Annotated in this window: 14 protein-coding genes and 1 pseudogene; 2 read left to right on the forward strand and 13 right to left on the reverse strand. The window is 35.2% G+C overall.

Annotated elements, in window-relative coordinates:
• The 7 genes from CD036_RS08750 to CD036_RS08780 form a co-directional block, all read right to left on the reverse strand.
• On the reverse strand, positions 1–736 hold a 736-nt coding region (locus tag CD036_RS08750; protein ID WP_373364868.1), incomplete at its 3' end, for a polysaccharide biosynthesis protein.
• A 10-nt stretch (positions 737–746) separates the two neighbouring features.
• The gene (locus tag CD036_RS08755; RefSeq protein ID WP_239441202.1) at positions 747–2,504 is read right to left on the reverse strand and encodes a polysaccharide biosynthesis protein; all 1,758 of its coding nucleotides are present in this window, start codon (positions 2,502–2,504) and stop codon (positions 747–749) included.
• Between the two features lie 63 nt (positions 2,505–2,567).
• Positions 2,568–3,335 carry a tyrosine-protein phosphatase gene (locus tag CD036_RS08760; RefSeq protein ID WP_002509434.1) on the reverse strand — a complete coding sequence of 256 codons (768 nt, stop codon included), beginning with the start codon at positions 3,333–3,335 and terminating at the stop codon, positions 2,568–2,570.
• A complete protein-coding gene (locus CD036_RS08765) occupies positions 3,328–4,020 on the reverse strand; it encodes a polysaccharide biosynthesis tyrosine autokinase (protein WP_103388461.1) in 693 nt (230 codons plus the stop codon). Before CD036_RS08765 ends, CD036_RS08760 begins: the two co-directional genes overlap by 8 nt.
• 16 nt (positions 4,021–4,036) lie before the next feature.
• Entirely contained in the window at positions 4,037–4,705 is a 669-nt protein-coding gene (locus tag CD036_RS08770; RefSeq protein WP_021459836.1) for a Wzz/FepE/Etk N-terminal domain-containing protein, read from the reverse strand.
• Positions 4,706–4,942: 237 nt separating this feature from the next.
• The gene (locus tag CD036_RS08775) at positions 4,943–5,449 is read right to left on the reverse strand and encodes a GNAT family N-acetyltransferase (protein WP_021459835.1); all 507 of its coding nucleotides are present in this window, start codon (positions 5,447–5,449) and stop codon (positions 4,943–4,945) included.
• A 16-nt stretch (positions 5,450–5,465) separates the two neighbouring features.
• Positions 5,466–6,038: a GNAT family N-acetyltransferase gene (locus CD036_RS08780; RefSeq protein ID WP_021459834.1), complete on the reverse strand. Its 573-nt coding sequence runs from the start codon at positions 6,036–6,038 to the stop codon at positions 5,466–5,468.
• A 230-nt stretch (positions 6,039–6,268) separates the two neighbouring features.
• Between CD036_RS08780 and CD036_RS08785 the strand changes: the two genes are divergently transcribed.
• On the forward strand, positions 6,269–6,766 hold the full coding sequence (locus CD036_RS08785; protein WP_021459833.1) for a hypothetical protein: 498 nt from the start codon (positions 6,269–6,271) through the stop codon (positions 6,764–6,766).
• 105 nt (positions 6,767–6,871) lie between these two features.
• On the opposite strand, the gene CD036_RS08790 is transcribed toward CD036_RS08785, so the two are convergent.
• A complete protein-coding gene (locus tag CD036_RS08790; RefSeq protein ID WP_021459832.1) occupies positions 6,872–8,062 on the reverse strand; it encodes a glycine C-acetyltransferase in 1,191 nt (396 codons plus the stop codon).
• A gap of 189 nt (positions 8,063–8,251) precedes the next feature.
• Here CD036_RS08790 and CD036_RS08795 point away from each other — a divergent pair, with 189 nt between their 5' ends.
• A complete protein-coding gene (locus CD036_RS08795; protein WP_103388462.1) occupies positions 8,252–9,427 on the forward strand; it encodes a M20 family metallopeptidase in 1,176 nt (391 codons plus the stop codon).
• 105 nt (positions 9,428–9,532) lie between these two features.
• Here CD036_RS08795 and tuf read toward each other — a convergent pair whose 3' ends face one another.
• The 5 genes and pseudogenes from tuf to CD036_RS08820 form a co-directional block, all read right to left on the reverse strand.
• Entirely contained in the window at positions 9,533–10,720 is a 1,188-nt protein-coding gene (gene tuf, locus CD036_RS08800) for an elongation factor Tu (protein WP_002509426.1), read from the reverse strand.
• Between the two features lie 215 nt (positions 10,721–10,935).
• Positions 10,936–13,026 (reverse strand): elongation factor G, encoded by a 2,091-nt coding sequence (gene fusA, locus CD036_RS08805; protein ID WP_103388463.1) that lies wholly within the window; start codon positions 13,024–13,026, stop codon positions 10,936–10,938.
• Between the two features lie 120 nt (positions 13,027–13,146).
• The gene (gene rpsG / locus CD036_RS08810; RefSeq protein WP_002509425.1) at positions 13,147–13,617 is read right to left on the reverse strand and encodes a 30S ribosomal protein S7; all 471 of its coding nucleotides are present in this window, start codon (positions 13,615–13,617) and stop codon (positions 13,147–13,149) included.
• Positions 13,618–13,687: 70 nt separating this feature from the next.
• Positions 13,688–14,101 (reverse strand): 30S ribosomal protein S12, encoded by a 414-nt coding sequence (gene rpsL / locus CD036_RS08815; RefSeq protein ID WP_002509424.1) that lies wholly within the window; start codon positions 14,099–14,101, stop codon positions 13,688–13,690.
• Between the two features lie 96 nt (positions 14,102–14,197).
• Positions 14,198–14,453 (reverse strand): annotated as a pseudogene (locus CD036_RS08820) (ribosomal L7Ae/L30e/S12e/Gadd45 family protein).
• Between the last annotated feature and the right edge of the window lie 81 nt (positions 14,454–14,534).

A 14,534-nucleotide genomic window follows, 5' to 3' on the forward strand; every position in this document is an offset into this window, starting at 1 on the left:
TATATGCTTCAAATAATTGTAAAAGTGCTGTCGCAAGGTCTCCAACTGTTGAACTCGGTGCTTTTTGAACCATAATGTCTCCATTTTGTGCGTGCTCAAATGCATAAATCACTAATTCAACGGCTTCTTCTAAAGTCATTAAAAACCTTGTCATATTTGGATCTGTTATTGTTAATGGTTCTCCAGCTTTAATTTTTTCTATGAAGAGAGGAATGACTGAGCCTCTTGAAGCCATCACATTACCGTACCTAGTACCACAAATTAATGTTTGCTCACTATCCACATTTCTAGATTTAGCTACAAATATTTTTTCCATCATTGATTTAGAAATGCCCATTGCATTAATCGGATAGGCAGCTTTATCTGTAGATAAACAAATTACTTTTTTTACATTATGACGAATAGCATTTTGTAGTACATTTTCAGTACCGAGTATATTTGTTTTAACAGCTTCTATTGGGAAAAATTCACAAGAAGGCACTTGTTTTAAAGCTGCTGCATGAAATACAAAATCTACATTTCTCATAGCAGTTTCTACACTACGTGAATCTCTCACGTCACCTATATAAAATTTTAATTTAGGGTGATTGTACTTTTTTCTCATATCGTCTTGCTTTTTCTCATCTCTTGAAAACACTCTAATCTCTTTAATATCTGTTTCAAGAAATCTATCCATAACGGCATTACCAAATGACCCTGTTCCACCAGTGATTAATAGCACTTTATCTTTAAACATATTAATTCTCCTATTCATTAGCAATCTGGATAATTTTTTCTTTAGAAAAGTTATTTACTAAATCATTTATGATTTCGTCTACTTCTACTCGAGAGAAGAATTTCACTTTACCTCGATAGATTTTTTCATATACTTGTTCTGGATGTATTTCACCCTCATTCAGTAACTCTTCGTATAGCTTTTCTCCTGGTCTTATACCAGAAAATTCAATACCGATATCTTCTTCTTTTTTACCGCTTAACCTAATAAGATTACGCGCTAAATCTACTATTTTTACTGGTTTTCCCATATCGAGTACGAAAACTTCTCCGCCTTGTGCTAAGGCACCAGCTTGTAATACTAATCTTGATGCTTCTGGTATCGTCATAAAATACCGCGTCATTTCTGGATGCGTTACAGTAACCGGGCCACCCGCTTCTATTTGTTGCTTAAATAATGGAATTACTGAACCTCGCGAACCTAACACATTACCGAAACGGACAGCGACAAAGTCTGTTTGTGATGTTTTGTCGTTCAAACTTTGTATAACCATCTCTGCAACTCGCTTTGTCGCTCCCATAACGTTCGGTGGGTTTACTGCTTTATCTGTAGAAATCATGACAAACTTTTTCACAGCTGCATGTTTCGCTGCTTCTGCAGTATTTTTCGTTCCTAGTACATTATTACGTAATGCTTCTTGTGAATTATATTCCATCAGTGGAACGTGTTTATGTGCTGCTGCATGATACACGGCATACGGTTTGTAGTAATTCATCACTTCAAATAATCGCACTCTATTTTGCACATCGGCTATTACAGGTTCAAACTCAATTTCCCCTGCATACTGTTTGGACAATTCTTGGTGTATTAAATAAATACTATTTTCACCATGTCCTAACAACACGACTTTGTTCGGGCTAAATTTACAAACTTGGCGACAAATTTCTGAGCCTATAGAACCACCTGCACCGGTAACTAATATCGTTTTATGCGTTAACTCCTGTGATATCATTTGCATATTTAGTTCTACTGGGTCCCTCCCAAGTAAATCTTCAACTTCTACCTTTTTCAGTTGATTAACTTCAATTTCTCCTGCCATAACTTCCTCAATATTAGGCATTCTTAATAACTCAACACCTTCAATATTGCAGATATTATTAATTTCTTTTAGTCTCTTTTGATTAACTGTAGGTATTGCTATAATAATTTTTTTGATGTTAAATTTCTTTACTAACTCCGGAATATCAGCTATCGTTCCCTGTACTTTAACTCCTTCAGTAATTGCTATTTTGTACTTTTTCGGATCATCGTCTACTGCCAATACTGGTTCTAATTTCATCTCAACACTTTTCAACATTTGACGAATCAACATCGAACCTCCTTGGCCAGCACCGACAACTAATGTAGGTTTTTTATTATATGCTTTGCCACCAAAGTGTTTACTTGATACTCTCCAACATAAACGAGAACCACCAATAAATATTAAATGCATCATCCATGTAATAAAATACAACCTAATAAATGGACTTTGCGCTGTTAAGATTGCTACGATAATCATTGTGCTCACAATAGATGAAGTTACCGCTTTCACAACTAACAAGAGTTCACCCACACTAGCATACTCCCATGCCCGATGATATAAGTTAAAAGCCAAGGCAAAAATGTGATGCGATATTAACAACGACAGCGCTGATAACATTAATAATTTAATAGAATAACTTTCAAAATATGGCTGTAAGATAAAATAACTTACAAAGACTGAGAAAGTTACTATTATTGAATCAATCATAATTAATATTAATAACCGTAATCTTGCAGAAATGTGCGTCACTATAATCCCTCATTCAATTTACTAAGTTAGTCCAAACCATTTTTTCTCTTTATATCCCTGAGTTGGCTTAAATTTGGATATGTGTACATCCCTAACCACCTTTTGTGCATTTGTTAAAAAATTAGTTAATTCACCATGATACTGCTTCACCTTACGGTCCTGAAATAAGCTACGCATCAAAAATGGACGATGTATGGCATGATGTGCATCGGAACCTACAAAATGTACTAAATTGTTATCTATCATTTGAAATGCTAACTTTTTAACGTTTTTACCAAAAACACCTACTAACGATCCAGAAGTCAATTGACTTAAAGCTCCCATGTTAATTAGCTCAAATAATACATCAAGATTTTGACTCATTTCTTTATTTCTTTCTGGATGTGCAATGATTGGTATATATCCTTTATTTTGTAATTCATAAAATAGCTTATGCGTATAATACGGCACTTCGTTCGATGGAAATTCAATTAATAAATAACGTGAATCATTAATTCCTTTAATAGTTCCTTGTTCTAGCTCAGTAATAATTTGATCTGTCAATCGAATTTCCTGTCCCGCATAAAAGTTAATGTTCAATTGTTTTACTTCTTCATGATTTTGTAATTCCAACAACTTTTCTTCAACACAGTGCATAGTCGTTGAATATTTAGGATGTAAATGATGAGGCGTCACTATTATTTCAGTTACTCCTTCTGTACGTGCTTGTTGTAGCAGTTTACTCGCTGCTTCAATATTTTGTGGTCCATCATCAACATCAATTAACACGTGATTATGAAAATCAATCATTACTATCATCTCCGTAATAATAGTAATTTGACGATTTATCTTTCGGCATTTTATTTAATACAACACCAATAACTTTTGCTCCTGATATTTCTATTAATTCTTTAGCTTTTTTCACTTCATTTTTATCATTCTTTTCGCTATCAATGACTAAAATACAATTCGCCACATTGATAGCGTATAGTTGAGCATCAGTCACACTCGTTACCGGTGGTGTATCGATCACAATAAAATCAAACTCTTGCTTTAGTTGCTGGTATACTGTTTTAAATTTTTCTGAACCAATTAACTCAGATGGATTCGGTGGTATCGGACCAGAAGTTAGTACAAACAAATTTGCAACGAACGTCTCTTTGACAGCATCTTGATACATTGCCCTACCTAACATATAGTTTGATAATCCATTATTGTTCGTTACATCAAAAACATAATGTTGCGTCGGTTTACGCATATCACCGTCTATAAGTAATGTTTTATAACCTGCTTGCGCATATGTAATTGCAATATTTGCTGCAATCGTACTTTTTCCTGCTGCAGTTTTTTCTGAGGCAACTATGATATCTGTAATTTCAGCATTTGCATTCGAAAACATAATATTCGACCTTATTCCTCTAAACTTTTCACTAATCGTTGATTTGGGTTGATCATATGTGTACAGGGGTGTTATATTTTTATTCTTTTTAGCCATAGCTGAGCAACCTTCCTTATTTGAATTTTTGTATAGCGCCTAGAACTGGTAAGTCCAATTCCGTTGCTACATCTACTTCTGTTTTTATACGTTTATCAAATAATTCTTTTAGCACAACAGCAAACAGCGCTACTAATAATCCCGATGTCCATCCGATAAATAAATTTACAAGTGGTTTAGGTGCAACTTGTATGGCGGTCCCATTAGCTTTAGATAAAATTGACACATTATCTATATTCATAATGTCAGTCACTTCATCACTAAATACCTGTGCAATAGTATTAGCAATTTTTTCCGTTTCCTTCTTATTTTCACTTTGTATATTAATGTTTAATAATTGCGTTTCAGCCTGATTTGACACAGTTAACATTGCAGCAATATCGTCCGCACTATATTTTTTGCTTAGTTTTCTGGCAGAGGCCTCTAAAATACGAGGACTTTTAATAATTTCATTATATGTATTTACTAATTGAATATTGCTTTGTACTTGTTGCGGATTAAATTGCTGACCATCACTTTCTTTTTGATTAACCAAGACTTGGGTAGAAGCTTCATATTTGGGAACCATAATAAAAAAAGTAATCATTGCACTACTAATTAAAAATAAAAGTGGCACTAAACATAAGAACTTTAAGTTTTTCTTTATTATGTCTTTTAACTTCATCAAATCTAATGTTTTTTCCATATTTACCTCCATTAATCATGTTTTACAATTGATTAAATGCCATCCATTTTGTAATATCAATATTTGCTCACAATTTTTATTGCGAACCATATTGTAATTTACAAATATGTTGCATTAAAATTTTACCTGAATATACTTTCAAGCTGTGGTAAATTTTAAAATAAGCAAAAAAAAGGAAGCACTTAATAAAAAAGTGCTTCCAAAAAAATGTGTAATTCTTATTTTGTTGTAAATTTATTATGCAATGTCGAATAAGAAACGTCGTGTTGTTGTACCATCTTCTTTTGTATATGGTTCGATTTCTTCGCCACCGTTATGCTCAATGACTGACAATGAAATTTCATTATCTGCATTGCAAGTAATTAAGGCTTCTTGTACGCCAATACGTGATAAATAATCTAAAGCTTTCTTCAAGATTTTATTACCATAACCTTTACCACGATATTTTTTGCGTATGCCGTAACTAACGTGACCACCGACTTTTTTCAATGAATCATTTAAATGATGTCTAATATTAACTGCACCGATAATTTCTTCATCATCAATTAAGAAGAATGTTGTGTTATCCACTGTTTCATCGTGTGTTTTATTATGTGCTAGTTCATGCACTAATTCTTCGAAACAACTATATTTTGTAATACTTGTAATCGATGGAACGATTTGCTCATCATTATCTATCCATTCCTTCATATAATTACAATATAAAGATTCATCTGACATTGCCAACTCTCTAAATTCAGCCATGCTGATGTGCCTCCTTCTAACTACTTATATCATTATTATGTGTGTTTAAATAATAAACAAAATGATCCGTCCATTGACCATTTTCAAATATAAATCCCTTACGTATACACTCAAAATGGAAGCCCACTTTTTCTAATAGCTTTTGTGATGGTTCATTATCAAGATTGACATGTGCTTCTATTCTATGAAAATGTAATATCTGTTGTGCTTGTGCCACGATTTCAACTAGTGCTTCATAGGCATAGCCACGTCTCCAAAATTGGTTGTGAATAAAGTAGCCTAATTCTGCCCATTGAAAATTGTCCCTACTTAATGTTTTCAAATCTATCATTCCGATATGTTGCCCACGTTTATCAAAGATAGCAAAATAATAAATATCATCTTCTTTTATCGCTTCTTGTTGGTTACGCACAAGTGTGTAAAACCATGATTCGGTCTTCTCTAATAAATCAAGTTGTCCCTTATCATATTTATATTGTGCTGGCTTACTGTTACTATAACCGTTATACCATGAATGATAGTCATTTTTTTCCAACGGTCTAATGATAAGACGTTGTGTCTGAAAATGCAACCTTAAATTGTATTTCATTTAGTTATTCCCCTTTTAAAATAAAAAACCACAATTTTCTGTATATTGCACACCGTTAATTAAGCTAGTTGACCCTATCATACTACTTTCTAATTTGTTAGTAAAAAATTCCGCCATGCTTACTTTTTTTCGAGATGGGTATACTGATAATAAGTAATTTTACACTTATAAACATTGATATTTTCCTTGTTATAACATGCTAGAACCAAGCATTTAAGGAGGTTGTTACAATGAATAAACATCTGTCTAATATTTTATTCACATTCTTTGGAATTTTAGCTTGGTTGGCAACGATGCTGATTTTTATTTTACCAACACTAACACCATATCAATCTTACATCGAGAGTCAAAGTGGCTTATCTGAAGGTTGGATTGTTGTATTGCTTGTACTCATTACATTATTTTATATCTTTATCTTAGTGTTAGACTTATTTAACTCAGTCGCTACACAAGCATTACAATTTGTGTTACTTACGTTAGTAATTGTATGTGCGTTACCATCCATCACAGCATTTATTATCATTTCATTTATTGTTGATATCAGTATCATTCAAATTTTCATACCAATCGTCCTCATTATATTTACGATTTTATTGCATGTCGTGTGGTGTACTATACCATTTCTACAAACTAAAGAGGCAAAAGAAGCTAAAGCACAACAAGATGCAAAACAACGTGACGATACTAATACTGCCAAAGATTCCATTACTAAACGACATGCCCATTAGTCACATGATAACAAAGAAGCTAGAACAATTGTCTGTTCTAGCTTCTTCTTATAGTCATTATTCATTTATTACAGCAAAAATTTCTATGAAATATGCTCAATTAATCTATTCAATAATATTTAATTCTTTTCCAACTTTTTCAAATGCTGCAATGGCATCATCTAACATCTCTTTAGTATGTGCTGCAGTTGGCATATTACGTACACGTCCTGTGCCTCTTGGTACAGTTGGGAATACGATTGATTTTACATAAACACCTTCTTCTTTCAGTTTATTACTGAAATCTTGTGTTTTCTGTTCATCACCAATAATGACTGGTGTAATCGGCGTTTCTGATTGACCAATATCAAAGCCTAATTCTTTTAAACCTGCTTTTAAATAATTGCCATTTTCCCATAATTTATCATGTAATTCAGTTGAAGCCATTAATTTTTTAACAGCTTCTGTGATCGCTTTTGTATCTCCAGGAGCTAATGAAGTAGAGAATAAGAAAGGTCTTGATTGTACTTTTAACCAATCGATTAATGATTGAGTACCTGCCACATAACCGCCTACAACACCAATTGCTTTTGATAATGTGCCGATTTGGAAATCAATTTTGTCTTGTAAACCGAAATGTTTTACAGTACCAGCGCCGTTACCCATAACACCTGAACCATGTGCATCATCAACATAAGTTAACAATCCAAATTCTTCAGCGATTTCTACGATTTCTGGTAATTTTGCAACATCTCCATCCATACTAAAGACGCCATCTGTAATATACATTACTTTATTATATTGTCCTGATTCCACTGCTTCTTTTGCTTTGGCACGTAAGTCTTCCATATCAGAATGATTCACACGGATAATTTTAGCTTTTGATAAACGGCAACCATCAATAATAGAAGCATGGTTTAATTCATCTGATAAAATAGCGTCATTTTTATTCATTACTGCAGATATCGCAGCCATATTACAATTAAAGCCAGATTGATAAGCAATAGCTGCTTCTGTTCCTTTAAATTGCGCCAATGTTTGCTCTAATTCATCATGTAAATCTAATGTCCCATTGATTGAACGTACTGCACCTGCACCCACACCATGCGTATCAATGGCATTTTTAGCTGCTGTTTTTAAGTCTTCATCTGTCGCTAGTCCTAAATAGTTGTTTGATGATAGATTAATATAGTTTTTACCATTAATTTTAATTTCAGCGCCATTCGCACCTTCAATTGTGTCTATTTCGTTGTAGAGTCCATTATCTTTTAAATAATTAATATTCTCTGTTAAAAAGTCATTCAGTGATTGTACCACTGTGATTCCCCCTTTGAGTTGTCTATGTACTTAACCCCATCATATCGCATTTTGATTTAAGTTAAAAGTACTAAATACGGCATTGAAAATTAATTCTAAAGATAATATTTTAACTCGTGCTCTATAGGCTTTAGAAGGAAAATGTTATACTGAAGTCATATGAAAATAGAATAGGAAGAAGGGTTGAAATTGTTTGATTGGTATCAACTAGCAAATATGAAAGAAAATAGAATGATTCAAATTCGCAGATATCTCCATCAATATCCTGAGTTATCATTCGAAGAAGAACATACGTATGATTTTATTTTAAATCAATTAAGCCAATTATCGTGCGATATACAATCACCTGTTGGCCGTAATGGTATCGTTGCAAGATTTTCAGGCAAAGGTGATGGTCCAGCAATCGCTTTACGTGCCGATTTTGACGCTTTACCCATAGATGAATTAACGAATTTAGACTTTAAATCAAAGCATCCTGGAAAAATGCATGCATGTGGACATGATGGCCATACAGCTATTTTATTAGGTGTGGCTGAACTTATAGACGAACACCGCAATAACCTAAATGGAGATGTCGTACTGATTTTCCAATATGGTGAAGAAATAATGCCTGGTGGTTCTCAAGAAATGATTGATGCTGGCTGTTTACAAGATGTAGATCGTATATATGGAAACCATTTATGGAGTGGCTATCCTACTGGTGCTATCTATTCACGCAATGGCGCGATGATGGCTTCACCTGATGAATTTAATATTAAGATTCAAGGACAAGGTGGTCATGGCGCTAAACCACACGAAACAATAGATCCTGTAGTCGTTATGGCTGAATTTATTTTAAGCGCACAAAAAATCGTTTCACGTACGATAGACCCGGTTAAACAAGCCGTAGTGAGTTTTGGAATGATTAAAGCTGGCGATGCTGACAATGTTATCCCTGACGCTGCTTATTGTCGTGGCACAGTACGCACTTTTGATACAGAAATACAGCAACATGTTATTGAACGATTGGAAAAAATATTAGAAGGTTTAGCAGTCGCGAACGACATCACATATACCTTTGATTATATTAAAGGGTATTTACCAGTGCATAATCATCCACAAGCTTATGATGTCGTACAAGCTGCTGCAGATCAATTAAATTTCCGTTTTAATAATGCTGAGTTGATGATGGTCGGAGAAGATTTTTCTCATTATCAACGCGTACGTCCGGGTGCTTTTTTCCTCACTGGTTGTGGAGACGAAACCAAAGGCACAACTGCGCCACATCACAGTCCGTATTTTGATATTGACGAATCTGCGATGAAATATGCAGTCAGCACCTTTTTAAAAATTTTAGAACTAGAGCAAGTCATTATAACTAAATAATACTTCAGAAGATAGGTACAACAATGCTACCTATCTTTTTTGAATACAAAAAAAGCCTCCAATAATGGAGGCTTCAAACTACATCTATATTAGATAAAGTTTAAATTATTTTTCGATTACAGTAACAACGCCTGATCCAACAGTACGTCCACCTTCACGAATTGAGAAACGAGTACCGTCTTCGATAGCGATTGGAGAAATTAACTCAACGTCCATTTCAACGTTATCGCCAGGCATAACCATTTCAGTACCTTCTGGTAAGTTAACAACACCAGTTACGTCAGTAGTACGGAAATAGAATTGTGGGCGGTAATTACTGAAGAATGGAGTATGACGTCCACCTTCGTCTTTAGATAATACATAAACTTCAGCTTTGAATTTAGTATGTGGTGTAATTGATCCAGGAGCAGCTAATACTTGACCACGTTGGATGTCTTCACGAGCAACACCACGTAATAAAGCACCAATGTTGTCACCAGCTTCAGCGTAGTCTAATAACTTACGGAACATTTCTACACCAGTAACAGTTGTTTTGCTTGAATCTTCTTGCATACCAATGATTTCAACTTCTTCGCCGACTTTGATTTGTCCACGTTCAACACGGCCTGTAGCAACAGTACCACGACCAGTGATTGAGAATACGTCCTCAACTGGCATCATGAATGGTTTGTCAGAGTCACGTTCTGGAGTTGGGATGAAATCATCAACTGATTGCATTAAGTCTAAGATTTTTTGCTCGTAGTCAGCGTCGCCTTCTAGAGCTTTAAGAGCAGAACCAGCGATTACAGGTACATCGTCACCTGGGAAGTCATATTCGCTTAATAAGTCACGAACTTCCATTTCTACTAATTCTAATAATTCTTCATCGTCAACCATGTCAACTTTGTTTAAGAATACTACTAATGCTGGAACACCAACGTTACGTGATAATAAGATGTGTTCACGAGTTTGTGGCATTGGGCCGTCAGCAGCAGATACTACTAAGATACCGCCGTCCATTTGAGCAGCACCAGTGATCATGTTTTTAACATAGTCAGCGTGTCCTGGGCAGTCAACGTGAGCATAGTGACGTTTTTCAGTTTGATATTCGATGTGTGAAGTATTGATTGTAATACCACGTTCTTTTTCTTCTGGAGCGTTGTCAATCATGTCATATGATTGAGCTACAGCGTCACCATTTTTTGCTAATACAGTTGCGATAGCAGCTGTTAATGTTGTTTTACCATGGTCAACGTGACCGATAGTACCAATATTGGCATGTTCTTTTGAGCGATCAAATTTTTCTTTAGCCATTATAAAATCTCTCCTATTCTCTTAGAAAATATATTTAATAATTATCTCTCATGACAGTTTCTCACCATCATGAGAAGACAGATAACAAGTTGATGCAAAGGAACATAGTTCCTTTATAATGCATTTAGACCAAAAAATCAATTCAAACAATTGGATGGCTTATAATTAAGCTTATTTTGTATTTTACCGACGTTTGTCGTACAACACAAGTTTAATTATTCAGCTTGGTTTCCACTGTTTTTCTTGATAATCTCTTCAGAGATTGATTTTGGAACTTCTGCATAGTGGTCAAAGTACATAGTATAAGTACCGCGACCTTGAGTGTTTGAACGTAATGATGTTGCATAACCGAACATTTCTGAAAGTGGTACAAATGCGTTAACAACTTGTGCGTTACCGCGTGGTTCCATACCATCTACACGTCCACGACGAGATGTTACGTCACCCATGATGTCACCCATGTACTCTTCAGGCATTTCGATTGTTACTTTCATCATTGGTTCTAAGATAACTGGATCACATTTTTTAGCAGCTTCTTTAAGTGCTAATGATGCAGCAATTTTGAAGGCCATTTCAGATGAATCGACATCGTGGTATGAACCATCAAATAATTTAGCTTTAACATCAATTAATGGATATCCAGCTAATACACCATTTTCCATTGAATCTTTAAGACCAGCTTCAACAGATGGAATGTATTCACGAGGAACTACACCACCAACAATGGCATTTTCAAATTCGAAACCTGCGCCAGTTTCGTTAGGCGTAAATTCGATTTGAACGTCACCATATTGTCCACGTCCACCTGATTGACGAGCAAATTTACCTTGAACTTGTGCTGATTGCTTGAATGTTTCACGGTAAGAAACCATTGGCGCACCAACATTACATTCAACGTTAAATTCTTTCTTCATACGGTCTACTAAGATATCTAAGTGAAGTTCACCCATACCACCGATGATAACTTGTCCAGTTTCTTCATCTGTGTGAGCATGGAAAGTTGGATCTTCTTCTTGTAATTTAACTAAAGCAGTAGTCATTTTATCTTGGTCTGCTTTAGATTTTGGTTCTACTGATAAGTGAATAACTGGCTCTGGGAAGTCCATTGATTCCAAGATGATGTCATTTTTCTCACCACATAAAGTATCACCAGTACCTGTATCTTTAAGACCTACCGCAGCAGCGATATCGCCTGAGTATACAGTGTTTAATTCTTGACGAGAGTTAGCGTGCATTTGTAATAAACGACCTACACGTTCACGTTTATTTTTCGTTGAGTTTTTAACATATGAACCTGATGTTAACGTACCTGAGTACACACGGAAGAATGTTAATTTACCAACGTAAGGGTCTGTCATTACTTTGAATGCTAATGCAGCAAATTCTGCATCGTCATCCGCTCTAGCAATAACTTCTTCGTCAGGATCTTCAGCACGGTGACCAATGATTGGTTTAACATCTAATGGTGATGGTAGGTAGTCAATTACAGCATTAAGCATTAATTGAACACCTTTGTTTTTGAATGCTGTACCAACTAGTACTGGGTAGAATTCTACATCAGTAGTTGCTTTACGGATAGCAGCTTTCAATTCATCAATAGTGATTTCTTCATCACCAAGATATTTTTCCATGATGTCTTCATTAGTTTCAGCAACGGCTTCAATTAAGTTAGCACGTGCTTCATCTGCTCTGTCTTTTTGATCTTCAGGAATTTCAATTTCTTCAATTTCAGTTCCTAAGTCATTGTTGTATTTGAAACATTTCATTTCTACTAGGTCAATGATTGCTTCGAACTCATCCTCTGCACCAATTGGTAATTGGATAGGTTGTGCATTCGCTTGTAAACGGTCATGAATAGTGCTAACTGAATATTCAAAGTTTGCACCTAACTTGTCCATTTTGTTTACGAATACAATACGAGGTACACCATAAGTAGTAGCTTGACGCCAAACTGTTTCAGTTTGTGGTTCAACACCTGATTGAGCATCAAGTACTGTTACCGCACCGTCAAGTACACGTAAAGAACGCTCAACTTCAACTGTGAAGTCTACGTGTCCTGGTGTATCAATGATATTTACACGGTGATCATCCCACTGTGCTGTTGTTGCAGCTGAAGTGATAGTGATACCACGATCTTGTTCTTGCTCCATCCAGTCCATTTGTGAAGCACCTTCATGTGTTTCACCGATTTTATGGATTCGGCCAGTATAGTAAAGAATACGTTCTGTCGTAGTTGTTTTACCAGCATCAATGTGAGCCATAATACCGATATTACGAGTTCTTTGTAAAGTAAATTCTCTAGCCATGTATTTTTTCTCCTTCCAGTATTACTGCGAATAAATACTATAAATATGGCGATGCCCTAAGCACGAGCCACAGATAGTAAACTATCAAATTGGAACATACTCAGGGTAAAAACTACCATCTTACCAGCGATAGTGAGCGAACGCTTTGTTTGCTTCAGCCATCTTGTGTGTATCTTCACGTTTCTTAACTGCGCCACCTGAATTGTTAGCTGCATCTAAGATTTCGTTAGCTAAACGCTCTTCCATAGTTTTTTCACCACGAAGACGAGCATAGTTTACTAACCAACGTAATCCTAATGTAGTACGACGTTCTGGACGAACTTCTACAGGTACTTGATAGTTAGAACCACCAACACGACGAGCTTTAACTTCTAATACTGGCATGATATTTTCAATAGCTTCTTCAAATACTTCTAATGCATCTCTACCACTACGTTCTTGAACTAGTTCGAAAGCATTATAAAGAATTCCTTGAGCTGTTCCACGTTTACCATCTAACATAATTTTGTTGATCAATTTTGTAACTAATTTTGAGTTATGAATTGGATCTGGTAATACGTCTCTTTTTGGGACTGATCCTTTACGAGGCATAATGTAAGTCCTCCCTTCCTATTATAATATATTTTGAGATTTTATAAGTAAAATTTACGAAATTTTAAACTTATTTTTTAGGTTTCTTAGTTCCGTATAATGAACGACCTTTTCTACGTCCATCAACGCCTGAAGTATCAAGCGCACCACGTACGATATGATAACGCACACCAGGTAAGTCTTTTACACGTCCACCACGTACAAGTACAACACTGTGTTCTTGTAAGTTATGTCCGATACCAGGAATGTATGCATTTACTTCAATGTTATTTGATAAACGCACACGTGCATATTTACGTAACGCTGAGTTAGGTTTTTTAGGTGTCATTGTACCAACACGAGTACAAACACCACGTTTTTGAGGTGAATTTAAGTCAGTAAATTTTTTCTTTTTACTGTTAAAACCTCTGTTTAAAGCTGGTGAATCAGATTTTTTACCTTTACTTTGTCTTGGTTTACGCACCAATTGGTTAATAGTTGGCATTTAAAATGTCCTCCTCTCTTCTTTTTTAATCCCACACATCCAGGTGGTTCATTTTTAGGTTAAATAAAATTTAGTAAGAATATCTTCTCACTAATCTCATTTTAGTAATGCAACAATAGAAGCATTAACATTAATCCCTACACATTCTCCTAAAGCTTGTTTGCTCGCAAAAAAATGATATAGGCATTGTTTGTAGATTGATTTGGCTTAACACGCGAGAAAGTACATAAACTTCTACGTCTTCAGCGATAATCAATGATGTAACTTGATCGTTGCTCAGCGCTTTCAGCGTCTGTCTCTGACCAATAACATAGTGTTGTTTGTTAAAGCGTGCAACTTTTTCATTAGACATAAAATATCCTCCAAAGTTCTGCTTGCATCAACCTTAATAATAGTAACATCTACATGGTGTCACGTCAACTATAAATAGACT

It is taken from the genome of Staphylococcus arlettae (assembly GCF_002902345.1).
GTDB classification, from domain to species: domain Bacteria; phylum Bacillota; class Bacilli; order Staphylococcales; family Staphylococcaceae; genus Staphylococcus; species Staphylococcus arlettae.

Coding starts and splice junctions, on each gene's coding strand:
- CD036_RS08755 (WP_239441202.1), bottom strand. CDS start 2,504: ATGATTGATTCAATAATAGTAACTTTCTCAGTCTTTGTAAGTTATTTT.
- CD036_RS08760 (WP_002509434.1), bottom strand. CDS start 3,335: ATGATTGATTTTCATAATCACGTGTTAATTGATGTTGATGATGGACCA.
- CD036_RS08765 (WP_103388461.1), bottom strand. CDS start 4,020: ATGGCTAAAAAGAATAAAAATATAACACCCCTGTACACATATGATCAA.
- CD036_RS08770 (WP_021459836.1), bottom strand. CDS start 4,705: ATGGAAAAAACATTAGATTTGATGAAGTTAAAAGACATAATAAAGAAA.
- CD036_RS08775 (WP_021459835.1), bottom strand. CDS start 5,449: ATGGCTGAATTTAGAGAGTTGGCAATGTCAGATGAATCTTTATATTGT.
- CD036_RS08780 (WP_021459834.1), bottom strand. CDS start 6,038: ATGAAATACAATTTAAGGTTGCATTTTCAGACACAACGTCTTATCATT.
- CD036_RS08785 (WP_021459833.1), top strand. CDS start 6,269: ATGAATAAACATCTGTCTAATATTTTATTCACATTCTTTGGAATTTTA.
- tuf (WP_002509426.1), bottom strand. CDS start 10,720: ATGGCTAAAGAAAAATTTGATCGCTCAAAAGAACATGCCAATATTGGT.
- fusA (WP_103388463.1), bottom strand. CDS start 13,026: ATGGCTAGAGAATTTACTTTACAAAGAACTCGTAATATCGGTATTATG.
- rpsG (WP_002509425.1), bottom strand. CDS start 13,617: ATGCCTCGTAAAGGATCAGTCCCAAAAAGAGACGTATTACCAGATCCA.
- rpsL (WP_002509424.1), bottom strand. CDS start 14,101: ATGCCAACTATTAACCAATTGGTGCGTAAACCAAGACAAAGTAAAGGT.